Consider the following 23460-nt stretch of genomic DNA (forward strand, 5'->3'; position numbering starts at 1 on the left):
TGGGCGTCCATCCGAGGCTCCGGGTCCGGGGTTGCAGGCGTCGCAACCACAGCCTCGCTCGACACCCTCGGATGGACAACCTCCATAGCAATGACATCTAGCCGAACCGCCGACGCCGCGCAGGAGATCCAGCCCCGGTCGATGAACGGGCCGGGTCTCGCGCCTCTCGGCCGGAAAGCTGCTGACGGTGCCGCGTCGGACTGCCGAAGAGTAGACCCTCCCGCCTTCTGCCCGGCCTATGTGCGATGGGTTGGAAGCGGCTGTCAGGATCGCAGGAGGCCCGCATCGGACCGCGTCGCGCACGCATTGACGCCGAACCAGGCACACTGTTACGCGAGTCGCGTCCAGGACTGGAAACCCGTCGAAGGCTGAGCTTGGGCCTCATCGCGTACCTGACGAGGATCGTCGTTCTGGCCGTCATGCTGACGGCCGGCGGCGTTGTTGCGTCCGCGCAGGCGCACGAAGGACACGGCGGACCCCACACCATCGGACATGACCACGCGAAGCGCGTCGGCACCGCTGCGGGCGGTGTCGCGGCGAGGGCTGCGATCGGGGCGAGTTCCACACAGGATGGCTGCCGCGGCGGGATGCCCTCCTGCCCGTCTTGCAACCGCGATGCAGCGTGCTGCTCGCCCGCCGTAACCAGTGACGTCATCAGTGTCGTAGGCCCGAGCGACCGTGGTCGCCGGATCGCTTTCGCGACGCCGCCAGTCCTGTCCGGGCGCGAGCCCGAGCGTCCAGCCGAGCCTCCGAGACCGCTCGGCGCCTGAGCCGCGGCCCTCGCAGGTCGGCGCGGCCCATCTCCGACCCTCCCGGTTCATCGCCCGCGATCCGCCCTCGAGCGGTCGATGGGGCGTATTCCATAGGACATACCATGCGACATCTCGTTGCCGCGGCCACGCTGCTGGCCGCCACCACGGCTGCGTGGGCTCAGCATCCACGCCATGTTCACGACGCCGGACCAAAGCCGGCCGCGACGCAAACATTGGCCACGCGCGAGTTCATCGCCGCTCATCACAAGATGATGGCGGCGATGGATCAGCCATACACGGGCGATCCGGATGCGGATTTCCGCATCCAGATGATTCCGCATCACCAGGGTGCTATCGACATGGCCCGGGTCGCGCTGAGCCGCGCCAAGGACCCGTGGACACGACAGCTCGCCGAGGCGATCATCGTCGAGCAGCAGCGCGAGATCTACGACATGCGCGGCTGGCTAGCCCGGCATGGCTATGCCGCGCCTCCCGGTGGCGAGCCGGTCCATGTGATCGGTTGGAACTCCTACCGAACCCTGCCGGCGAATGCGGGATCTCTGCAGGAAACGCAGGGCCAGTCGTGGACCCCCGGATCGGGGCTGGCTCGGCAAGCACGGTAGGCCGAAGATCGACACGGTGGGCTGATACCGGCCCGCCGTGCTCAGATGGCGGCCCTGAATCCATCATCAGACGTAACAACCAGACTCGACACCCTCCGACCCGAATTCGTGGCGGGCACGGGGCGCGTCCGCTTCGATGCCGTGCCGTCCGAAGCGGACCGGCCGAAAGCCACCCCTGCCGAACCGACCGCTCTGCCGAGGCATGACCGTTGTCCGGAGATACCGGGGATGGATTGCACGGCCGGTCCGGGGCGATCCCGCCGCGCCCTACCCCACCTCCGCCAGCTCCCCGAACAGCGACAGCACCACCGGCCGCCGGTCGAGGTTATAGGTGGCCGCCTCCCGGGCGGCGCGGCCGAACCGCTCGGCGACCTCCACCAGGGCCGCGAGGCGCACGGGCGGCTCGTCCCGGCGCCGGTCGAGTTCGGAGGAGACGAAGCGCAGCACCGCGTCCTGGGCGGCCTCGAACCGCGCCTCCGCGTCCCGGCCCGCCAGGGTCTCGGCGAGCTTGAGCACCCGGCCCCAATCGGGATTGCGCGCCCGCGCCAGCAGGGTCTCCACCTCGGCCACGAGGCCGGCGGTCACCGGATCGAGCATCGCCAGCGCCCGGGCGACCGAGCCCTCGCTCAACGACACCGCCCGGGCGAGCGCCGCGTCGTCGGGCTGCGGGAACGGCGCGGGCAGGGCGCGCACCACCCGGGCGACCTCTTCAGGACTCAGAGGCCGCAGCGTCAGCGCCCGGCAGCGGGAGCGGATCGTCGGGAGCAGCCGGCCGGGCTGGTGCGACAGGATCAGGAACAGCGCCCGGGGCGGGGGCTCCTCCAGCACCTTGAGCAGGGCGTTGGCGGCGTTGGCGTTCAGATCCTCGGCGCTGTCGAGGATGCAGACCCGCCAGCCGGAATCCGCCGCCGTCGCGGCGAACAGGTCGAGCGCCCGGCGGACCATGTCGACCGCGATCTTGGTCGGCAGCGCCTTGGCGCCGGGCGCCCGGTGGCGGCGCAGGGCCACGAGGTTCGGGTGCGACAGGCCCGCCACCTTGCCGGTGACGGGATCGTCCGGCGCCACGTCGAGCCCGGCAGGCCCTCCGCCGCCTGGATAGGCCAGCAGGCGGCGCGCGACCCGGTAGGCCAGCGTCGCCTTGCCGATTCCGGGCGGCCCGCCGATCAGCCACGCATGGTGCAGGCGGCCCGCCGCGACCGACGCCGCGAAGGATTCCGCCGCGGCCTCGTGGCCGACGAGCGTCAGGGTCTCGCGCGGGCGCGGGAGGCCGGGCAGGTCGCCAGGCTCGACATCGTCGGCGGCGCGGTCGATGGGCGTCATGGCGCGTCCCGAAATCTCGTCCCGGCGGGTTCCAGCCCCTCTGGCGACCCCGCCACGGCTCCGCTTACAAAGATCGGCAGGCGGCGCCCAGCGCCTCGGGGCCGGTGGCGCACCGGCCTCGCACGGTGGGCCTCACCAACCCACTCCGCGACGGCCGCACGCGGCCCGATGCGGCCGGGAGTGCAGAGAATGGTTCTCTCTCTGGCATTCTCAAGATCGGAAAATGGCGAGTGGAGGTTCCATCTCCAGCTCGCCATTCATCCCATGATCTTGAGTTGGCTACACCTTAACGGGTGAATGCCAGGGATCGGCGGTAGCCCCCGCCGGTCCCACTCCCGAAGATAGCGCAGACGCGGCGCGCCGCAAACCGTCCAGCCTGGTCACGCCGCATCGCCCCGCGCGCCCTCCCCCGGCAGCAGGTCCGGCAGCCGCGCCGCGACGGTGGCGCGGATCGCGGCCTCGACCGAATCGGGATCGCGGCCCGCATCGATCACCGCGCAGCGCTCCGGCTCGGCCCGGGCGATCGCCAGAAAAGCCTCCCGCAGGCGGATGTGGAAATCGAGGGTTTCGGCTTCGAACCGGTCGGCCCCCTGCCCGGTCCGGGCACCGCGCCCGGCCGCGCGGGCGAGGCCGGCCTTGGGGTCGAGGTCGAGGATCAGGGTGAGATCGGGCCGGGTCGGGCCGACCACGACCCGCTCCAGCGCATCGAGCACCCCCGGTTCGAGGCCCCCGGCCGCCCCCTGATAGGCCCGGGTCGAGTCGATGAAGCGGTCGCACAGGACGGTCTCGCCCCGGCGCAAGGCCGGGCGGATCAGCCGGTCGAGGTGGTCGATCCGCGCGGCGCTGAACAGCAGCGCTTCCGCGAAGGGGCCGTAGGGCTTGGCGACCCCGCCGAGCAGCGCCGTCCGGATCTCTTCCGCGCGCGGCGAGCCGCCGGGCTCGCGGGTCACGCAGACGCCGTGTCCGGAACGCGCCCGCAGGGTCGCGGCGAGGCGGGCGATCTGGGTCGACTTGCCGGCGCCCTCCCCGCCCTCGACGGTGATGAAGACGCCCCGCGCGCCCGCGGAGTCTCCGATGCGTGGCACGGTCACGGCGGCGCGGTCACGACGGGTTGGCGGCCCCGGCGGCGGCCTTGTCGGCGCTGCTCTTGGCGCCTCCTTTGCCGGCCCGGTCGAGGGCCTTGCGCACGAGCCCGGTGCCGAATTCCAGCGCCGCATCCATGGCCCGCTGCGGCAGCGTGCCGGGCTCCACCGCGGCGCCGGCATAGAGCGGCTGGTCGAGGGCGACCGTGTCGCCGCGCTGGACGCGCAGGACACCGACCCGCTGGCCCTCCTCCACGGGGGCGACCAGCGGGCCGGTGTAGATCGCCTTGGCGCTCACCCGGTCGCTGGAGCCGCGGGGCAGCAGCACCCGCACCGGCTTCTTCGCCACCAGCGGCACCGAGCCCGATTGTCCGCCGAACACCGAGGCCTCGGCGACCGTCTCGCCGGGCGCGAAGATCTGCCGGGGCTCGAACGCGCGAAAACCCCATTCCATCAGCTTGCGCGCCTCGGAGGCCCGGTCGCGGGCGGTCTTGAGGCCCGAGACCACCAGCACCAGCCGCTGGCCGTTCTGCACCGCCGAGCCGGTCAGCGCGTAGCCGGATTCCTCCAGGTAGCCGGTCTTCAGCCCGTCCGCGCCGATGTCGAGGGCGAGAAGCGGGTTGCGGTTCTGCTGGCGGATCTTGTTCCAGGTGAACTCCTTCTCGGAGAAGATCTTGTAGTAGTCCGGGTAGGTCTCGATGATGTGCAGCGCGAGCTTCGCCATGTCCCGGGCCGTGACCTTCTGGTCGGGCGCCGAGTAGCCGGTGGCGTTGCGGAAGGTCGAGTTCGTCAGCCCGATCTCCTTGGCGCGCTCGTTCATCAGCCCGGCGAAGGCGTCCTCCGACCCGGCCATGTTCTCCGCGATGGTGATCGCCGCGTCGTTGCCCGACTGGACGATCAGCCCGCGCAGCAGGTCCGCCATCTTGATGCGGCTGTTGACCTGCGCGAACATCGAGGAGCCGCCGCCCCCCGCGCCGCCGCGCTTCCACGCGTCCTCGGTGACGGTGAACTCCGTGTCCATGGAGAGGCGGCCGGATTTCAGCGCCTCGAACACGATGTCGGTGGTCATCAGCTTGGCCATGCTGGCCGGCGAGAAGCGCTCGTCGGCGGCCTTCTCGAACAGGACCGAGCCGGAATCCGCGTCGATCAGGATCGCGTGCGGCGCCGCGGTCTGGAAACTCTGCGCGCCGGCGCCGGCGAGGCTGGCGCCCAGCGCGCAGGCGGCCGCGAGAAGGGTGAGAAGGGTCCTGCGCATCGCCGCTCCGTCCCGCGCCTGCCGATCGGCCAGGCAAACCCCAGCCGTATCGCAATAACAAGCGTGACCATATTACGGTTTCGACGGCGGATCGAACGCGAAATGCCGTCGCGGAGGCCGGATCGGCGCCGCAGGCCGCGGCGTCAGTAGATCCCGGCCATGCGGGACGGCCGCGTCCCGGCCGCCGCCGTCTTGGTCGGTGCCGCCTTGGTCGGCGCCCCCTTGGCGAGGGCTGCCTTGCCCGGCCCGTCCTTGGCCATCGCCATCTTGGACTGCACCTTGCCGGGCACGGCCGCCTGGGCGGCCGCTGCGATCTTCGCCGGGCTCGCCTGCGGCACGGCGGCGTGCAGAGCCGGCGCGTGCGGCGCGGTTCTGGGGGCCGGTGTGGCGGCGAGGCGCGCCAGGGCGAGCTTGGCCGGACCCGGCATCGCCGCGGACGCTTGAGCGAGATGCGTCGGAACCGCGGCGCCGGGCCGCGCCGGGCCGGAAACCGGGGCCGGCCGCCGGCCGGTCTCCGCCAGGGCGAGGCGGTTTGCCGCGGCGGTCTTCGACCCCGTGCCGTGCCCGCCCGCCCCGTGTCCGGCGGCCGGCGGGGCGGCGCCGACGGCGGCCGGGTTGAGGCCCGCGATCTTCAGGTGGGCGTCGGCGGCGACCGGCGCCGGGCGGAACTCCCGCACCCGCGGGGCCGTGGGCTGCACCGCCGCCGGGACCGTCACGGCGGCCGAGGCCAGCACGATCGGGGCGCGGACCGGCGCGGGGCGCGGCGCCGGGGCCGCCTCGGGCTCCGTCCGTTCCTGTGCCCGCTCCTGTGCCCGCTCCTGGACCCGCTCTTCGTCGGGCTTGAAGGCGAGCGGCGCCGGGGCGGAGCGCGCGTAGCGCTCGGTCTCCTCCGAGGGGCCGAGATCGGCCATCATCACGGTGGAGCGGCCGGCCGGGCGGCCGTCGGTGCGCAGGCTGGCGAGCAGCTTGCGGTCGTCGCTGCCGGCGACCGAGGCCTTGCCGACATATTCGACGCGCACATGCGCGGTGCCCTGGCGGTGGAAGCCCAGGGCGTCGGCCGCCTCCTCGGAGACGTCCATGACCCGGCCGGCATGGTAGGGGCCGCGGTCGTTGACCCGCACCACCATCGAGTAGCCGTTGTCGAGGTTGGTCACCCGGGCGTAGCTCGGCAGCGGCAGGGTCGGATGGGCGGCCGCGATCGAGTGGCGGTCGAACACCTCGCCGTTGGCGGTCATGCGGCCGTGGAAGGCGGAGCCGTACCAGGAGGCGAGACCCTCCCGCACGTAGCCCCGCGGGTCCTCCTTGGGCACGTAGGTCTGGCCGGCGACCACGTAGGGCTTGCCGGTGTAGCGGCGCCCGCCGCCCTTCGGGATCACGTCGCCCTCGTTGTAGAGGCGCGGGCTCGCCTTGACCCCGTATTTCGGGTCGATGCCGTTGCCGCTGGCGAGCTTCTGCTGGGGCTGGGTGGCGCAGTTGGCGGTCGCCAGGGCCACGCCCGAGACCGCCAGGAGCCGCAGGGCGAGGCGCGCAGGCCGGGGAAGCGTCGTGCGCACCATCGTGGGGATCACCAAACTCTACGCGTGACCGGGGTCCGGCGGCGGACCGGATCCGGCCGTGCGAAGGGGCACCGGCCGGGTCCACCCACACTTGTATCGGTTGCGTAAAGGAAGCCTGAACGCTGTCGGCAGCCGGGGTTCAGGGGCGGCGCCCGGCAGAGCCGGACCATTCGCCCGTGACCGCAACGTTGACGGATATGTGGCTGCACAGGAACAGGGAATGGCCTTACGGCAGCACGCCTCATTCCTCTCCCGCAGAGGCTACGACGTTCGCGCATCGCGGGCGGAGGCACGCTCTCTTCCCACACCCGCGCGATCCCGGGATCGTCAGGAGCGGCGGAAAGTGCTCGCTTTTCAGCGTATCGGCGCCAGACCCAGCGGGTGGATTCACCGGCCCGCAGACGGGGAGGGAGAGGCGCAGCGGCTCCCGCCCTCAGCGGTCCTGCGTCTCGGTCAGCTGCGCGATCGAGCGGGCGCCGCGCTGCTTGAACAGGAGGTCCAGCCCCTCCAGCATCAGGGTGTGCATCTTGGTCCGCTCGGCGTAGGCGAGGTCGCGGAGCTGGTCGTAGACCGGCGGCTCCAGATAGACCGACATCTGCCGGGCGCGCTGCTTGAGCGTGGCCGCCGGCTTCGGCGCCGGGGGCGCCAGGGCGAGCGACACGATCTCGGCGCCCTGCCGCCGGGTCAGCGATGCGGCCCTGTCCGGCGGGGTCGCCGAGGCGACGATCGCCGCGAGGCTGAGCTTAGGCGGCTTTGACATGCTGGCCCGTCCTCAGGGACTGCGTGCGGCGCTCGATCCAGGACCAGAGGCGCCGGACCTCCCCGGCGGCCTGCCCCTTGGGATTGAACTCGGTGACGCCCTGGCCGAGGCCGATCGCGTCCTGGTGGTCGGTGCGGGCCACGATGTTCACGTCGGGCAGGATGCCGAGCACCGCGAGCCCGTCGGCCGCGTCGCGGACCCGATAGGAGCGCGGCGGCGTCTGGTTCAGCACGAAGGCGAACTTCTTCTCCAGCCGGTAGACCGCCGCGAGCGTCGGCTTGAACGCGCGCAGGTCCGCGGGCGTCGGCCGGCACGGGATGATGCAGAGATCGGCCGCGCGAATCGCCGAGAGCGTGCCGGTGGAATCGACGCCGGGCGTATCGATGAACACGTAATCGTAGGCGGATTCGCGCAGGCGCTCCATCACGGCGTCGATCTGCGTGGCGTCGATCTGCGCCACCTCCGGGCCGTCGACGGTGCGGTGATCGAGCCAGTCCGAGATCGTGGCCTGACGGTCCATCTCCAGGATGCAGACCGTGTGGCCCGCCTCCCGGGCGGCCACCGCCAGGGAGATGCACAGCGTGCTCTTGCCGCTGCCGCCCTTCTGCGTGACGAAGGTGATCGCTTTCATCCTGGGCGTCCTCCAGAAGGCCCCGCGCATCCGTCCGGGCGCGTGCGACTCCCCGTCACTGCGCCGTTGGGGGCAACCTCAGGTGATCACGTCGCGCTCGACTGCGATCCGGAACCCCTGGCGCCCCGACGCACGGTGTGTCCGATATGGTTAACGGCCCGTTAAGATCAGCTGTGGCCCGGACCCTGCAAGCCGATCGGGTGTTTCCGCCAGTTGTTCAACTTTAGGTTAATAACTTTGGTCTAATATGGGTTAAGAGACTTCCCATGGACGTTACCATACTCTAGCTTGTCTGCCGTGACAGTAGGGAGGCGGTGGAGGTTGAAAACCTCAAGTTTAAACATGTTGGACGCTCCCGCAAGGAATGGCATGGCCGAAGCCCCGATTCCGCAATCCGTCCTCGACGCCTCGGGCGTGGTCGGCACGTGGGTCCACGATTACTGGGCCGGGCAGCTGGAACTCTCGGCTTCCTTTGCGGGGCTGCTCGGTCTCGACCCGGAGGCCGCCGCGAGCGGCGTCTCCCTTGAAGCCTTCCTCGACCGCACGCATCCCGAGGATCGCGTCCGGATCGAGAGCTACCTGCACGCGGCCGCGGTGATCGGCGGTTCCGTGGAGGCGGAGTTCCGGACCCGCGATACCCGCGCCGGCATCCGCACGCTGCTGATGCGCGGCCGGATCGAGCATGATCCGGCCGGCCGGGCCATGCGGGGGCGCGGCATCGCCATCGACCGGACCGAGGAGCAGGCGGCCAATCTCCTGCAGAGCGAGCGCGTGGTGAACCGGATGGCGGAGCATGTCATCGCCCTGCGCGAGCTCGCCCGTGCCCTGCACCGGCCGACGCTCACGGACCGGATCGAGCACCTGATGATCGAGATCGGCTTCGAACTCGCCCGCTTCCTGCCGGAGCCCGAGGACGAATCGCGGCATTAGAGCGGGCTCGCCAAAAGGCTCTCCCTCCGGCGGCCCTTCGGGACCGAGCCCGGGAGATCCCGTCCCGAGCAGTACCCTGGATCCGCGAAAGGTCTCGACTTTTCGAAGCCGGAAGCTGTGCGCGGGCTGGCGGGCGCCTCGACGGACGCGATTGATCGCGCCCGCGCCGGCAAGCTACTGTTCCGGCAAAGACTTGCCAGAACGACAGCCGGGAGGACGGGATGGCCCGCGACACGATCTACGACCGCGATCTCGATCGCGTGCCGGCCAACCACCAGCCGCTGACGCCCCTGCTCTACCTCGACCGGGCCGCGCGGGTGTTTCCCGACCACGTCGCGGTGATTCACGGCGCCCTGCGGCGGCCCTACCGGGACCTCTACGCCCGCGCCCGCCGCCTCGCTTCGGCGCTCGCGGCCCGGGGGATCGGCCGCGGCGACACGGTGGCGGCGCTTCTCGCCAACACCCCCGAGATGATCGAGGCCCATTACGGCGTGCCGATGACCGGGGCCGTGCTCAACACCCTCAACACCCGCCTCGACGCCGCCGCGATCCGCTTCTGCCTGGAGCACGGCGAGGCCAAGGTGCTGATCACCGACCGGGAGTTTTCCCGCATTGCCGCCGCGGCGCTGGAGGGGTTGGCGGCCCGGCCGTTCGTGATCGACGTCGACGATCCGGTCCATGACGGCCCCGGCGACCGGCTCGGCGGGACCGATTACGAGACGTTCCTGGCCGGCGGCGATCCGGAGCACGACTGGTCCCTGCCCGACGACGAGTGGGACGCGATCACGCTGAACTACACCTCGGGCACCACGGGCGACCCGAAGGGCGTGGTCTACCACCATCGCGGCGCGGCTTTGCTGGCGCTCGGCAACGTGGTCACGGGCGGGCTCGGGCAGCACCCGGTCTATCTCTGGACCCTGCCGATGTTCCACTGCAACGGCTGGTGCTTCCCCTGGACCCTGTCGATCGTGGCCGGCACCCATGTCTGCCTGCGGCAGGTCCGGGCCGACGCCATGTACCGGCTGATGGCCGCGCACGGGGTGACGCATCTCTGCGGCGCGCCGATCGTGATGCAGATGCTGATCAACGCCTCCGATGCCGAGCGCCGGGAGCTGCCCAAGCGGGTCGCCTTCTTCACGGCGGCGGCCCCGCCCCCCGAGGCGGTGCTGGCCGGCATGTCGGAGGCCGGGTTCGACGTCACCCATCTCTACGGGCTGACCGAGAGCTACGGGCCGGCGGTGGTCAATGCGTGGCACGCCGACTGGGACGCGCTCGCGGCCGACCAGCGGGCGGCCAGGAAGGCCCGTCAGGGCGTGCGCTATCCGGTGCTCGAGGCCCTCGACGTGCGCGATCCCGACACGCTGGAGCCGGTGCCGGCCGACGGGCGCACGATCGGCGAGGTGATGATGCGCGGCAACGTGGTGATGCGCGGCTACCTCAAGAACCCGGCGGCCACGCGGGCCGCCTTCAAGGGCGGCTGGTTCCGCACCGGCGACCTCGGGGTGAAGCACCCGGACGGCTACGTCCAGCTCAAGGACCGCTCGAAGGACATCATCATCTCAGGGGGCGAGAACATCTCGTCGATCGAGGTCGAGGATGCCCTGTTCAAGCACCCGGCGGTGGCGGGCGCCGCCGTGGTGGCCAAGCCCGACGCCAAATGGGGCGAGACGCCCTGCGCCTTCGTCGAGCTGAAGCCCGGGGCCTCGCCCAGCGCCGACGAGCTGATCCAATGGTGCCGGGGCCGGCTCGCCTCCTACAAGCTGCCCCGCCACGTGGTGTTCGGCGAATTGCCGAAGACCTCCACCGGCAAGGTGCAGAAGTTCCTCCTGCGCGAGCGGGCCCGTCAGGACGAGGCCTGAGCGCCGTTCGACACGCGCGAGAAGATCTGGTTTCGAAAAGTCGCGACCTTTCGCGGGTCCAGGGCGGAGCCCTGGTGCCGGACTGCGTCCGGTGTCGGGCTTCGCCCTGACAACCCGCCAAAGGGCGTGCCCTTTGAGAACCCTTCAGGCCTGCGGCGGAGTCCGGCGGTCGGCGCGCACCGGGACCCGCACGGCCCGCAGATCGGCGGCGATCTGGGCGAAGAACGCCTGGAACGACACGAGGCTGAACAGGGCGATGGAGGCGACCAGGGCGGCGGAGACCAGGGTCTTGGCGGTTGCAGGGTCCACGATGGAGGTCCTCGGCTCGGGTCTCGCCCGAGACGATCCGCGGGTGGATCCGGGCGAGGGGCCGGCGAACACGGCGCCGGCACCGTCCCAAGGTGGGCGTGCCGGCCCCACGGCGCCAGCACCGCCACGGTCGCGGCTGGCATGCGCCTGGGTTCAGGCTCGTCGGAACCCATACAACCGCCCCGTGTGCAGCTTTCTTCGGTGGCCGAGCGTTGCGTTTCCCGCAATAAGCGCCCGCGCGGAGCAGGGCGCACCCGGGAGAGACGGCATGGCCGGAAACGGCATCGCGAACGGCGCTTGCGCGGCGCTGCTCGCCGTTCAGGTAGCGGCCCTGGCCGTGGGGGCGGCCTGCGCGCAGGGGACGGTGCCGGCCGAGGTGCCGGTGCAGAGAGCCACGCAAGGGTCGGTGCGCGCACCCAGCGCGCCGCCGGACAATCCGGCCCAGGGCGAGCTGGTGACCCGGGCGGGCTATTTCTACATCGGCGGACGCTACCAGAAGCTCGGCGACAAGACCGTGATGGTCGGCCAGATGTTCGTGCAGTCGCGGACCCCGGCCCGGATCACGCAAGCCTACCCCGTGGTGATGGTGCACGGGCTCGCCCAGACCGGCGTGAACTTCCTCGCCACCGCGGACGGGCGCCCGGGCTGGGTCCAGCGCTTCGTCGAGAAGGGGTTCCAGGTCTACGTGGTCGATCAGGTCGGGCGCGGGCGCTCGGGCACCAACCCGGAGGTCTACGGCCCCTACGACCGGCTCGGCACCCGCAGCCTGGAGCGGACCCACACGGCCCCGGAGGTCTACGACCTGTACCCGCAGGCCAAGCTCCACACCCGCTGGCCGGGCGGCCCCGGCGTGCAGGGCAATGCCGCCTTCGACCAGTTCTTCGCGAGCCAGGTGCCGTTCCTCGCCAACAGCCAGCAGACCGAGGAGCTGGTCGATCCCGCGCTGCTGGCCCTCCTCGACAAGATCGGGCCGGCGATCCTGCTCACCCACGGCCAGGCGGCCCTGTTCGGCTGGGCGGCCTCGGATGCCCGGCCCGACCTCGTGAAGGCGCATGTGGCGGTCGAGCCGAGCGGGCCGCCCTTCTTCGACGTGCAGTTCCGCGGCGGCAAGGATTTCTGGGAGAAGAGCGGGGACGGGCGCGCCCGCGCCTACGGGCTGACCCGCATGCCGCTGACCTTCGACCCGCCCGTCAAGGCGCCCGAGGATCTGGTGGTGGTGCAGGAGGCCAAAGCCGCGGAGGGGCGCGTGCGCTGCTGGCTCCAGGGCGAGCCCGCCCGGACCCTGCCGAACCTCGCCAAGGTCCCGACCGTGCTGGTGACCGCGGAGGCCTCGTTCCACGCCACCTACGATGCCTGCACGGCCGCCTTCCTGACCCAGGCCGGCGCCAAGCCCGACGTGATCCCGCTGGCCGACCGGGGCCTGCGCGGCAACGGCCACATGATGATGCTGGAGACCAACAGCGACGCCGTGGCCGACCTGCTGGCCGAGTGGCTCGCGGGGCGGGTGAAGTAGGCACCGGGCGCCGGCCCTCCCCTACTATCCCACGATGTCTAAAGTGCGATTGGAGACCCGGTTTCAGGCCGATCCGGGTCAAAGGCCGCCGGACTCTCCCCCGCAGAGGCTACTCTGTTCACCCATCTTTGGTGGTCACCGACATTCGCGTGGGGGCGCGACGGGTCGCCCTCTTACTGCCGGAGCGGGGATAGCGATAATTGCAGGCGTAGGCCGACTTTGATCGAGAATACCCAGGCCAAAGTGTTTGTTGTCCTAGTAATTTTCATCCAAAGATGGCATGTAAGTTAATTTTTTTATAATACATCTAGATTTTTTGTTCCTCGCGGTCCCTTAATCAGGCCTTCGACCCAGATGGCTTGTTGTCGTTTCTCGCATCGATCAGCACTACGTCGGGATGCCCCTCGATGCCAAGTTCTTTCAAGACACCAATTACTTTCGCTTTCTCGGCAGCATCAAAATAGGCAATTACTTTGATGCCCTTCTTTGCGCTACTCGAGGCCTGATAAATGGGCAGTTGCTTCTCAAGATTTTGCTTAAGCTTGGTGTTTTTAGCCAACTTCATCTCGATGAGAGTTTTGTCAAAAGCCCCTCGACTAATCTTGAAGTCAACAGGCCCCCGACCGTCGTTCACTTCAGCGCTCGCATCTGACGGCGTACCACACCAGATGAACTTACACAGGATCTGAAGATCACTCTCACGCTGAATGGACTCGCCATTATGCCAGAAAATACGATGGCCGCCCTTGTTCTCTATAACATCTTTAAAAAATGCCAGCCGCTCGTGGGTTTCCTCATAGGTTGTGCCATTAATTCGATAGAAACCACTTTGGGATGCTAGCTGCGCTTGGATGTCCTTTACCTGATGCTCAAAAATAAATCTAGTCAAAGCAACTTTTGCTGAACTTTCGTCGGCGGCTTCTTCGCCGCGATCTTCTTTAAATTTAATATACCAATCAACCAGTTCTGGAAACTGCAAGTATGTTTTAATTGTTGCCTCTGCAATCTCCTTCTGGCTCGGCTCTTTGCCTTTAGGTTTTGCCAATACACTGTCGAAATAGGCAAACACTTGGCCCCGCAATTCAGCGTCAGGCAATGCTCTAGGTATCTCAGCGAACTGGCGAACCATGTCACCCTTGTTTATCCAGTTTTCCTCTCTGGTAAGCATATCTTTCGGGGTCAGTAGCACGTAGTCGCCGTTGATAAACGGTAGCTCATATTGCCCACGCTGCCATGAGCGCGTTTCATAGTTGAACTTTGCTTTCTCGATCCAAACTGTGCGGCGAAGTTTCGGTGGTATATACCCTCTGGCGAACTCCTGGGTGTAGCGGCAGATGTAGTCCAAGATCAGATTCAACGTGAAATCGCTGATGTTGTCTTTGCCAACGCCGCTGCTGATAAGGCAAACTTTCTCTAGATGGCTGCCTTTAGAGATGCGCTCTTTGCCGAAGTCCGCAAAGATAGTATGGAGATTGGCGCTAAGTGCCTCCGCAAAATCTTGCCCTAAGCCAGTACCGCCGTTGCCAACCTGAGAGAACCCGAGCCAGTTTTGCTTCACCTCCGGAAAGCGAAACCACGCTTTAATTAGATCGTCTGTGACGCGACCTGCTGCTACCTCATCCCTGAGAAAGATGAGGTATTTGAGGATCTCGCCGTGTAGTTGCTGATATTCTTCCTTCTCGCTGTGAAAAAGCAAGAACGGGTCAATAAATAATGGCAAGTCATTGATGAGGGAGACGTTGAAGGCGCCGTAGGCTTCTACATCGTCCTCCGACACCTCGAAAAAGTCATTGAAGAAAGTTGCCATGACAAACGGCTAGCAATTGAAGGCCAAATACACATGGCTTCGGTTCCTGTCAGTTTCAACCTAGCAGCATCCCCCGACCGTCTCCCGCGCGGGATTATAGGCATCGCGCCCGATCCTGACGTGGTATGGCCGGCTCCGATCCGTGAATCTGCTAGCCCTCGGAGGGGAGAGGGGGGGACCCGCGGCCGCCCGTCAGCCTGTCCCGGCGGCGATCTTCGTTCTCGCAGGCCCACTACCGATGCGTGTCGCCACGGCAACAGACCTCGCCGGAAGCGCGAAGGCCGCTTGCGGCAGGGCACGGCCGCGCGTACTCCGGGCGTAAGAAAATGCAGTTCCGACAGTAGTTTAGCACAATTCTAAACAGCGCGACAGCAGCGCCGGGCCCGCCTCCGGCGAACGCGGTCGGCTGCCCGCTTCGTCCCACACGGCCAGGTCCCATGCGCGTTGCTTACCCCCGCCCGACTGTCCCCGGCGCCACCCTGCGCGCCCTGCTCGCCGGCGCCTCCCTGTCCGTCCTGGCCCAGGCCGCGCCGGGCCTCGCCCAGGATGCGACGCCGCCGCGCCGCGGCGCGGGCAGCAATGCCCCGGCCGGGGCCAGCGTGCAGCTCGAGGAGCTGAGCGTCGAGAGCCAGGGCGGCGGCGCCCCGGTCGCGGCCCGGGCCGGGGCGGGCGCACGGGCGGTGGAGAGCCCGACCGGGCCGATCGACGGCTTCGTGGCGAAGCGCTCGGCCACCGCCACCAAGACCAACACGCCGCTGATCGAGACGCCGCAATCGATCACCGTGGTCGGCCGCCAGCAGCTCGACACCCAGAACGCCCAGACCCTGACGCAGGCGACCCAGTACGTCGCCGGCACCTATGCGGGCACCTTCGGCGCCGATACCCGCCTCGACTTCTTCCAGCTGCGCGGCTTCGTGGTCAGCGATTACGGCCTCTACCTCAACGGCCTGCAGCTCCTGAACTACGGCTTCGCCTACAGCCGGGTGGACACGTTCGGGCTGGAGCGGATCGAGGTGCTGCGCGGCCCCTCGGCGGTGCTGTTCGGCGCCGGCAATCCCGGCGGCCTGATCAACCAGATCAGCAAGCGCCCGACCGAGAACCCGTTCGGCTATATCGAGGTCGGCGGCGGCTCCTTCGACCAGCGCTACGCCGCCTTCGACGTCGGCGGCCCGGCCGACAAGGAGGGGCACTGGTTCACCCGGCTCACCGGCTATGCCCGCAACGGCGGCACGCAGGTCCAGGGGGCGCCGGACGACAGCTACTACATCGCCCCGGCCTTCACCTATAAGCCGGACGGGTCGACCAAGTTCACGGTGCTGTCGAGCTTCCAGCACGACAACACGGCGGTGACGGCGAACTTCCTGCCCTATTACGGCACGGCGCGGCCGACCGTGCTCGGCCTGCGCATCCCGCGCGCGCTCAACGTCGGCGATGCCGGCTTCAACACCTACCAGCGCGACCAGGCCTTCATCGGCTACGAGTTCGAGCACGTCTTCGACGACACCTGGGCGGTGCGCCAGAACGCCCGCTACGCCTACACGCAGAGCTACCAGAATTCCTATATCGGCCAGCTCGGCTACACCGACCCGCTCCAGACCCAGCTCGGCCGCTACCTGTTCCGGGACAACGCCAAGATCGCGCAGCTCGACGTCGACACCCAGGCCGAGGCCAAGTTCTCCGACGGCTTCTTCCGCCACGACTTCCTGATGGGCGTGGAGTACCGGAACTTCCAGATCCACGACAACCAGGCCTCGGGCTTCCCCGGCCCGGACCTGAACATCCTCGCGCCCTCTTACGGCCCGCAGGCGGTCTCGGCCTCGCCCTACCTGATCAACGCCGACTCGTTCCAGCAGGTCGGCCTCTACTTCCAGGACCAGATCAAGCTCACCCCGGAATTGACCCTGATCCTCGGCGGCCGCCAGGACTTCGTCCAGAACAAAGTCTACGACCGCCTGACCCCGGCCAACACCAACGGCCGCAACGACAGCGCCTTCACCTATCGCGCGGCGGCGATCTACAATTTCGACTTCGGCCTCGCGCCCTACATCATGTACGCGACCTCGTTCCAGCCCGAGATCGGCGTGGACATCAACAACCGCGCCTTCAAACCCGATACCGGCGATCAGGTCGAGGGCGGCGTCAAGTTCGAGCCGCCGGGCCAGGGCTATTTCCTGACGCTCGCCGGCTTCGACATCCACCGCAACAACGTGCTCACCCCCAACCCGGTGAACACGATCTTCCAGACGCAGGTCGGCGAAGTGCGCTCCACCGGCTTCGAGGCGCAGCTGGTGGCCAATATCGCCGACGGCCTCAACGTCGTGGCCTCCTTCACCAAGTTCGACTTCACCACCCTGCGGGACCTTGATCCGGTGCGGGTCGGCAAGACGCCGGTCAACATCCCGCAGACCCTCGCCTCGCTGTTTGCCGACTACACCATCCCGGTCGGGCCGTGGCGCGGCTTCGGCTTCGGCGGCGGCGTGCGCTATGTCGGGAGTTCGTTCGCGGACGTGGCCAACACCCTGCGGGTGCCCGACTACGTGCTGTTCGACGCGCAGGTCCACTACGATTACGAGAACTGGCGCTTCCAGGTGAACGCCTCGAACATCGGCGACCGGCGCTACGTCGCCTCCTGCCAGTCGAACGTGTCGTGCTTCTACGGCGACGCAAGGCGGGTGCTGGCGAAGGTCAGCTACAAATGGTGAGGTGAGAGCTGATCACGTCATGGTTTCGAAAGGGCGAGCCCTTTCGCGGGTCCAGGGCGGAGCCCTGGTCTTCGTCAGGGCTTCGCCCTGACAACCCACCAAAGGGCACGCCCTTTGGAAACCCGGGACCTGTTGCCACGCGGTCGGGAACGGCTCTAACCCCATCGGCATGAGCGAGACACACGAGTCGGGCGACGGGCCGGCGGAGACGGAACTGGGCCGGCTCCTGCGCCTGATGGCGGCGTTGCGCGACCCCGTCCGCGGCTGCGCCTGGGACGTGGCGCAGACACCCGCCACCATCGTGCCCTACACGATCGAGGAGGCCTACGAGGTCGCCGACGCGGTGGCGCGGGGCGATCTTGCCGACCTGCGCGACGAGCTCGGCGACCTGCTCCTGCAGGTCGTGTTCCACGCCCGCATGGCCGAGGAGCAGGGCGCCTTCGCGTTCGACGCCGTGGCCCGCGCCATCGGCGACAAGCTGGTCCGGCGCCATCCGCACGTCTTCGCCCCGGACGGGACGCTCCTGCCGGAGGGCTCTGCCCTGCGCGACCCGGCGCAGGTCGAGGCGCAATGGGCGGCGATCAAGGCGCAGGAACGGGCGGCGCGCGGCGAAGCGCAAACCGCGCCGGACCCGCTCGGCGGAGTCGCCCGCGCGCTCCCCGCTTTGACCCGAGCCGAAAAAATCTCCCGGCGGGCGGCCGGCTACGGGTTCGACTGGGGCAACGCCGCCCAGGTGATCGACAAGGTCCGCGAGGAGACCGACGAGGTCGCCGAAGCCCTGGCGGCGGGCGATAAGCGAGCGGTCGCGGACGAGATCGGCGACCTGCTGTTCTCGGTGGCCAACCTCGCCCGGCATGCCGGGATCGACCCGGAGGCGGCGCTTCGCGACGGCACCGCGAAGTTCGAGCGCCGCTTCGCCGCGATGGCAGCGCATCTGGCGGCGGCCGGGGGCGAACTCGGGCGGTCGGACCTCGCCGCCATGGAGGCCGCGTGGCAGGCGGTGAAGCGCGACGAGGCGAGGGGACGGGCGTAGCGGCCCGTCGCCCAAGTCGCGTCCTCGGTGCCCACGTGCGGGGTCCGCAAATGGTGGTTTCCGGAATGTTGGCTTTCTGACGCGGATCTTGAAAAGCTGCCGTTGCTGGGGCGGACCTCAGCCATCCGCCGCAGGTCGCTGGCTCAGGTGATGGCTGCAAGCTTCAGCGCATAGTCTCGGATGTCCGATGGCCATGCTGTCATGCGCTCTGCAAAGCCGTCGGCATCGCCGGCGAAAAGCGCCCGGATCACCTCCTCAAACCCAGGCAGATTGCCAGCCAACGCCGAAAGGAAGCGGTAGGCGGCCTCTCTCGCTGCCTTCATCTGGGTCTGCCCACCATCTGCCCGCCGCGCTTCGTCAACGAGGCGCCGCAACGCTTGCGATGCACCTCCTGGCTGGGATGCAAGCCACTCCCACTGACGGGGAAGCAGCGTCACCTCGCGGGCGATGACCCCGAGCTTCGGGCGACCACGGCTTCTTGGCGCACCATCAGGATCCGGTCGGCTCTCGGCAGTGCTCGGCGCGTCTCCCGCAGTCGGGAGTTCGGCGAACCGTGCGGTGATATCCGCCTCTGTTCCACGCAGATCGAGGTCGATGACAGCACCCGAACCGTCAGCGAAGACCAAGATCGGATCGCCGTCTTCCGCTTCGTGCGATCTCACGGCGAAAGCCACGTCGATCAAGCGACCGCTCGCGAGTCGCCGCACACCGACAAACGCGGTGAACGTCCTCATAGGGTCTCCAGGCATGGCACCTCCATCCTCGCCGCCGTAGCCGGACCGGCCACTTGATGTCAATTTTACCCGGGTGATATTGCGTCACCGGGGTGCCTTCGATAGCGTCGCCGCCAAGCTGCGAGGGCACATGATGAGAATGGAAGACCGAAAGGCGGTCGTGAGCGCCTACAAGAAGCGAGAGGTCGACAGCGGCATCTACGCTGTCCGCTGCATAGCCTCCGGTGAGGTTTGGGTCGGCGGCGCGCCCGACCTGTCCAAGATCCAGAACCGCCTCTGGTTCACCCTCCGGCAGGGCACGAACACGCACCGTTCGCTCCAGACCGCGTGGAATGCGCATGGGGCGGACGCATTCAGCTTCGAGATTGTCGAGCGGTTGGACGCTGAAGAGATCGCGTACGTCCGCGACCGAATGATGAGGGAGCGCCTCATCCAGTGGGCGGAGCAACTCCGGGCCGTCCGGATATGAGCCCGGAACCCCGGTCTGCCCGTGTGGCGGCCAACGGCATCACCCTGGCCTACGACAGCTTCGGCGACGGGGCGGCTGAGACGATCCTCCTGATTGCTGGACTCGGTTCACAGATGATCCGCTGGGCTGCCCCCTTCTGCCGCGAGTTGGTGGCGCGCGGCTATCGTGTCGTGCGGTTCGATAACCGCGACACAGGGTGCTCGACCCATTTCACCGAGCACGGCGCGATGGACTTCACGACCTTGGCCTCGGCGCTCGCCGAAGGACGGCAGCCGGAACTCGCCTACACGCTCGACGACATGGCCTCGGACGCGCTCGGCCTGCTCGATGTCTTGGCCATCCGCCGAGCCCACATCGTCGGCCGCTCGATGGGCGGCATGATCGCCCAAATCCTGGCGAGCGAGCACCCGTCTCGCGTTCTCTCGCTCACCTCCATCATGTCGGCCACGGGCAATCGCGGTATGCCGTCGGCTGAACCCGACGCCATGACGATGATGATGCGCCCCGCCCCCGAACCTGTCTCGGACGGGGCGGGTTTTCTCGATCACAGCGTTGCCTTCGCGCGGCGTATCGCGGGCACCGCTCATCCATTCGACGAAGAAGCCTGCCGTGCTCTCCTCTGGGAAGAAGTTGGGCGAGGCCGTGCGCCGGGTGGAGTCGGACGCCAGCTCGCAGCGGTTGGGATGGCTGGCGACCGCAGGTCAAGGCTCGCCGCAATCACGGCGCCGACCCTCGTTGTTCACGGGGCGGAGGATCCTCTGTTTCCGCCTGCCTGCGGCGAGGACACCGCAGCCTCGATCCCGGATGCGGAGATGATGTTGATCCCCGGGATGGGCCATGATCTGCCGCCATCCTTGTACCGGGTCATTGCCGATGCAATCGAGCGAACCGCTCGCCGTTCAAGCATCTCGGCCTCAGGAGGGTAGAGGGCCTGACTCCCACAGGTTCGAGCGACCGCTTTCAAGCAGGCTGCTGTACCGTTCCTATGGCAATGATGGGTCGCAAACGGCCTCTCGCCAGGACCCCAAGCGGCAGATCCGGCCCAGGCGGACGATCCCCGCGGCGATCCTCCGCGCTTGCCCGGCGCGCCGAGGGCTCGACAGACCTCAACCCGCGGATATGTTGCCGCCCATGCGCCTCGCCCTCCCCGCCCTCGCTGCCCTCGTTCTAGCCGCGACTGCCCTGCCCCGGCCCGCCAGAGCCGAGACGATCCTCCAGGGGCGGTTCGGCTGCCACAGCCAGGAGGTCACGGACCGCCTGTTCAAGCTGGTCATGGCCGGCGACGAATCGGGGTTCGGGCAGCTCCTGAAGGGCAGCCTCGCGAGCGGCGAGTGCCGCAACTGGGCGCCCGGCGAGGAGGTCCGGCTGGAGGACCGGACGATGAGCTACGGCTGCCTCGCGCCGGCGGCCGGGCAGGAGCGCTGCTACTGGACGCCCCTCAGCGCCATCGAGAAGCCGAACTGAGGGTGGCCCTCACGCCGCCCGCACGGTGTTGAGGAACCGGTCGACCTCGGCCGCGAGCTGCTCGGACTGACGTGACAGGTCGGTCGCGGCCGTGAGCACCTGATCGGCCGCCCGGCCGGTCTGCTCCGAGGCCTGGGCCACGCCGACGATGTTCTCGGTGACCTGCCGGGTGCCGGCCGTCGCCTGCCCGACATTGCGCACGATCTCCTGCGTGGCCGCCCCCTGCTCCTCGACGGCCGCCGCGATCGTCGCCGCGACGGCGTTGATCTCGTGGATGCGCCCGGTGATCGTCCCGATGGCGCCCACCGTCTCGCCGGTCGCGCCCTGGATCCGGGCCATCTGGCCGGCGATCTCCTCGGTGGCCCGGGCGGTCTGGCCGGCGAGTTCCTTGACCTCGGCCGCCACCACGGCGAAGCCGCGCCCCGCTTCGCCCGCGCGGGCCGCCTCGATCGTGGCGTTGAGCGCCAGCAGGTTGGTCTGGGCCGCGATGCTCGCGATCAGCTGCACCACGTCGCCGACCCGGGTCGCCGCCTCGCTGAGGGCGGAGACCTGGGCGGCGGTCCGATCGGCTTCGCCGGCGGCCCGCCGGGCGAGGTCGGTCGAGCCCGTCACCTGCCGGCCGATCTCCTGAATGGAGCTGCCGAGTTCCTCGGTGGCCGCCGCCACCGTGTTGACGTTGGCGGCGGCCTGCTCGGCCGCCGCCGCCACGGCGGTGGACTGGCCGGCGGCCTCCTGGGCGCTGGCCGACATCCGGCCGGCGGTGTCCTGCAGGGTGGCGGCCGCGTTCGAGACCATCCCGACGATGCCGGCCACCGCCCGCTCGAACGTGTCGGCGAGGGCGATCATCGCGCGCTTGCGCTCCGCGGCGGCGGCGGCCTCGTCCGCGTGCCGGCGCTCCGTCTCCTCGGCGGCATTGCGGGCGACCATGGCCTTGATGTCTTCGACGGCGCGGCCGACCGCACCGATCTCGTCCCGGCGGCCCGCCGCCTCGAGGGTGACGTCGCTCGCCCCGCCCGCCATCCGCTGCAGGGCGACGACCAGCCTGCCGAGGGGGCGCGTGACCCCGAACACCGCGATCCCGCCGGCGACGCCGAGCGCCGCCAGCAGCCCCACCACGGTCGTGGCGATCTGCAGGGTCGTCGCATCCGCGACGTCGCCCCGCGTCGCCTGCTTCCCCTCGGCGATCAGGCGCTCCAGCTCCGGGATCTGCGTCTGCATGGCCGCGTGGAACGCCGTGCGCGTCGCCGCCGCCTCCTGGAACGCGATCCGGAGAGCCCCGTCGCGATCACCCGCCAGGGCCGCCGCGTTGCTGCGCGCGACGGTGTCGAACAGCGCGGCACTGGTCCGCCTGATGGTCTCGACCTTCGCCCTGTCGGCCTCGGACCGCGACGCCGCGATGAGGCGGTCGAGGGTCGCCAGCGTGGCCTGGACGGCCGCGTCGTAGCGGTTCCTGTAGTCGATCAGGTCGGCCTTGGGGTCGCCGACGAGGATGTTGCGGTTCATGAGGGCGGCGTCGCCGAAACTGATCCGGACGTTGTGGAGGCCCGTCAGCCGGATCGTCAGATAATCTGCGACGAGGCTGCTGCGCTCCTCGATCGAATTCAGGGTGCGGATTGCAGAATACGCGGTGATGGCGCTGACGAGAGCGGTGATCAGCAGAGGAGTGACGATTTTCGTCAGTATATTGATTCGAGACAGTATTCTCATTGAATATCGAGCCCGAAATGTGTTTGGAAGCACGCGACCACACGACGCGAAGACTCTATCGACGGTGGTCAAATGCTTGTCTCTGCGGGCCTATCACAACGTAACTGTGCGTTCAATATCAAAAAATTGCAAAAAAATTGAGTCTATCCGAAGAACCAATATCAATTTCTGCGCTATGTCAGAATATGATCCCTGAATATTCTGAATAAATATTAGAATTAAGGAGATTATGCCGCTTTCGATCTGGATATCCATTCCAGTCACCGACACGGGATAGCGTGGACGCGCGCGCTCGCTCGAGGCCCGGCGCGGCCGATGGCGGCGCCGGGCACGGGCGTTCAGGCGGCCTTCTTGCCCTTGCCCTTCGACGGTTCCGCATCCTCCGGAGTGCCGGCGGCGTTGATCGATTCGGCGATCTTGGAGAGGAGCGCGTCGGTCTTCTTCTCCTCCTGCAGAGTCTCGTCGAGGAGCTGGGCGGCCTCCGCGTAGCCGAGCTGGCCCGCCCAGGTCTTCAGGGTGCCGTAGCGGGCGATCTCGTAATGCTCCACCGCCTGGGCGCAGGCGGCCAGCACCGCGTCGGCGGCGGGGCTCTCTTCGAACTCCTCCAGATCCTCCTCCATCTCGGAGACGATGCCCTGCATCGCCTCGCAGGTCTTGGCCCGGGCCGGCTTGCCGATGATCTCGAACACCTGGGTCAGGCGCTCGACCTGCTGGGCGCTCTCCTCGGCATGGGTCTCGAAGGCTTGGCGCAGCTCGTCATGCTCCGCCGCCTTGGCGGACTTCTTGAGCGCTTTCACGGATTGCTTCTCGGCGTAGTAGACGTCCTTCAGGGTCTCGTAGAAGGCGTCGTGCAGCGTCTTCTGCTTGGCCATGGCGGTCTGTCTCCGTTGAGCGGCGCCGCGGACGGGTGCGCGGCTTCCGGACGGGGAACGCCGGTCCGGCCGGGCGTATCCG

The 23460-nt window shown here is 68.4% G+C and carries 20 protein-coding genes; 9 read left to right on the forward strand and 11 right to left on the reverse strand.

The genetic code is table 11. The annotated features are described in order from the left end of the window. The first annotated feature begins 874 nt into the window (after window positions 1-874). Complete coding sequence (locus FVE89_RS21385) at window positions 875-1375, forward strand: DUF305 domain-containing protein (RefSeq protein ID WP_160536290.1); 501 nt, start codon at window positions 875-877, stop codon at window positions 1373-1375. A 267-nt stretch (window positions 1376-1642) separates the two neighbouring features. Here FVE89_RS21385 and FVE89_RS21390 read toward each other — a convergent pair whose 3' ends face one another. The 6 genes from FVE89_RS21390 to FVE89_RS21415 form a co-directional block, all read right to left on the reverse strand. Further along, window positions 1643-2695: a DNA polymerase III subunit delta' gene (locus tag FVE89_RS21390; protein WP_160536291.1), complete on the reverse strand. Its 1053-nt coding sequence runs from the start codon at window positions 2693-2695 to the stop codon at window positions 1643-1645. A 380-nt stretch (window positions 2696-3075) separates the two neighbouring features. Next, on the reverse strand, window positions 3076-3786 hold the full coding sequence (tmk, locus tag FVE89_RS21395; protein ID WP_342390008.1) for a dTMP kinase: 711 nt from the start codon (window positions 3784-3786) through the stop codon (window positions 3076-3078). Window positions 3787-3796: 10 nt separating this feature from the next. Further along, complete coding sequence (locus FVE89_RS21400) at window positions 3797-5032, reverse strand: D-alanyl-D-alanine carboxypeptidase family protein (protein ID WP_160536293.1); 1236 nt, start codon at window positions 5030-5032, stop codon at window positions 3797-3799. Window positions 5033-5175: 143 nt separating this feature from the next. Continuing rightward, window positions 5176-6588, reverse strand: a complete 1413-nt coding sequence (locus FVE89_RS21405; RefSeq protein ID WP_160536482.1) for a septal ring lytic transglycosylase RlpA family protein — start codon at window positions 6586-6588, stop codon at window positions 5176-5178. Window positions 6589-7021: 433 nt separating this feature from the next. Further along, entirely contained in the window at window positions 7022-7348 is a 327-nt protein-coding gene (locus FVE89_RS21410; protein WP_160536294.1) for a ribbon-helix-helix domain-containing protein, read from the reverse strand. Continuing rightward, a complete protein-coding gene (locus tag FVE89_RS21415; RefSeq protein ID WP_160536295.1) occupies window positions 7332-7979 on the reverse strand; it encodes a ParA family protein in 648 nt (215 codons plus the stop codon). The genes FVE89_RS21410 and FVE89_RS21415 overlap by 17 nt, the downstream gene beginning before the upstream one ends. A 369-nt stretch (window positions 7980-8348) precedes the next feature. Between FVE89_RS21415 and FVE89_RS21420 the strand changes: the two genes are divergently transcribed. Both FVE89_RS21420 and FVE89_RS21425 read left to right on the forward strand, forming a co-directional pair. Beyond that, window positions 8349-8909 carry a PAS domain-containing protein gene (locus FVE89_RS21420; protein WP_160536296.1) on the forward strand — a complete coding sequence of 187 codons (561 nt, stop codon included), beginning with the start codon at window positions 8349-8351 and terminating at the stop codon, window positions 8907-8909. Between the two features lie 221 nt (window positions 8910-9130). After that, window positions 9131-10768, forward strand: a complete 1638-nt coding sequence (locus FVE89_RS21425; protein WP_160536297.1) for an acyl-CoA synthetase — start codon at window positions 9131-9133, stop codon at window positions 10766-10768. 144 nt (window positions 10769-10912) lie between these two features. On the opposite strand, the gene FVE89_RS30630 is transcribed toward FVE89_RS21425, so the two are convergent. After that, window positions 10913-11077, reverse strand: coding sequence for a hypothetical protein (locus tag FVE89_RS30630; RefSeq protein ID WP_202131007.1), 165 nt, complete (start codon window positions 11075-11077; stop codon window positions 10913-10915). Between the two features lie 268 nt (window positions 11078-11345). Between FVE89_RS30630 and FVE89_RS21430 the strand changes: the two genes are divergently transcribed. Continuing rightward, window positions 11346-12590, forward strand: a complete 1245-nt coding sequence (locus FVE89_RS21430) for an alpha/beta hydrolase (RefSeq protein WP_160536298.1) — start codon at window positions 11346-11348, stop codon at window positions 12588-12590. Window positions 12591-12927: 337 nt separating this feature from the next. On the opposite strand, the gene FVE89_RS21435 is transcribed toward FVE89_RS21430, so the two are convergent. Beyond that, the gene (locus FVE89_RS21435) at window positions 12928-14397 is read right to left on the reverse strand and encodes a hypothetical protein (protein WP_160536299.1); all 1470 of its coding nucleotides are present in this window, start codon (window positions 14395-14397) and stop codon (window positions 12928-12930) included. Window positions 14398-14834: 437 nt separating this feature from the next. On the opposite strand from FVE89_RS21435, the gene FVE89_RS21440 reads away from it, so the two are divergent. Beyond that, complete coding sequence (locus FVE89_RS21440; RefSeq protein WP_160536300.1) at window positions 14835-17099, forward strand: TonB-dependent siderophore receptor; 2265 nt, start codon at window positions 14835-14837, stop codon at window positions 17097-17099. Between the two features lie 169 nt (window positions 17100-17268). Next, window positions 17269-18132, forward strand: a complete 864-nt coding sequence (gene mazG / locus FVE89_RS21445) for a nucleoside triphosphate pyrophosphohydrolase (RefSeq protein ID WP_160536301.1) — start codon at window positions 17269-17271, stop codon at window positions 18130-18132. A gap of 143 nt (window positions 18133-18275) precedes the next feature. Here mazG and FVE89_RS21450 read toward each other — a convergent pair whose 3' ends face one another. Next, the gene (locus FVE89_RS21450) at window positions 18276-18881 is read right to left on the reverse strand and encodes a DUF2239 family protein (RefSeq protein WP_160536302.1); all 606 of its coding nucleotides are present in this window, start codon (window positions 18879-18881) and stop codon (window positions 18276-18278) included. A 118-nt stretch (window positions 18882-18999) separates the two neighbouring features. On the opposite strand from FVE89_RS21450, the gene FVE89_RS21455 reads away from it, so the two are divergent. The 3 genes from FVE89_RS21455 to FVE89_RS21465 all read left to right on the forward strand — a co-directional run bounded on the left by FVE89_RS21455 (window position 19000) and on the right by FVE89_RS21465 (window position 20799). Further along, a complete protein-coding gene (locus tag FVE89_RS21455) occupies window positions 19000-19335 on the forward strand; it encodes a GIY-YIG nuclease family protein (protein ID WP_160536303.1) in 336 nt (111 codons plus the stop codon). A 23-nt stretch (window positions 19336-19358) separates the two neighbouring features. Beyond that, the gene (locus FVE89_RS21460; RefSeq protein ID WP_342390007.1) at window positions 19359-20261 is read left to right on the forward strand and encodes an alpha/beta hydrolase; all 903 of its coding nucleotides are present in this window, start codon (window positions 19359-19361) and stop codon (window positions 20259-20261) included. A 205-nt stretch (window positions 20262-20466) separates the two neighbouring features. Beyond that, window positions 20467-20799, forward strand: coding sequence for a hypothetical protein (locus FVE89_RS21465; RefSeq protein ID WP_160536305.1), 333 nt, complete (start codon window positions 20467-20469; stop codon window positions 20797-20799). 9 nt (window positions 20800-20808) lie between these two features. On the opposite strand, the gene FVE89_RS21470 is transcribed toward FVE89_RS21465, so the two are convergent. Next, window positions 20809-22506: a HAMP domain-containing methyl-accepting chemotaxis protein gene (locus FVE89_RS21470; RefSeq protein ID WP_160536306.1), complete on the reverse strand. Its 1698-nt coding sequence runs from the start codon at window positions 22504-22506 to the stop codon at window positions 20809-20811. 338 nt (window positions 22507-22844) lie between these two features. Beyond that, window positions 22845-23378: a ferritin-like domain-containing protein gene (locus FVE89_RS21475; protein ID WP_160536307.1), complete on the reverse strand. Its 534-nt coding sequence runs from the start codon at window positions 23376-23378 to the stop codon at window positions 22845-22847. Window positions 23379-23460: the final 82 nt, after the last annotated feature.

It is taken from the genome of Methylobacterium sp. 2A, assembly GCF_009806555.1.
Lineage (GTDB): Bacteria > Pseudomonadota > Alphaproteobacteria > Rhizobiales > Beijerinckiaceae > Methylobacterium.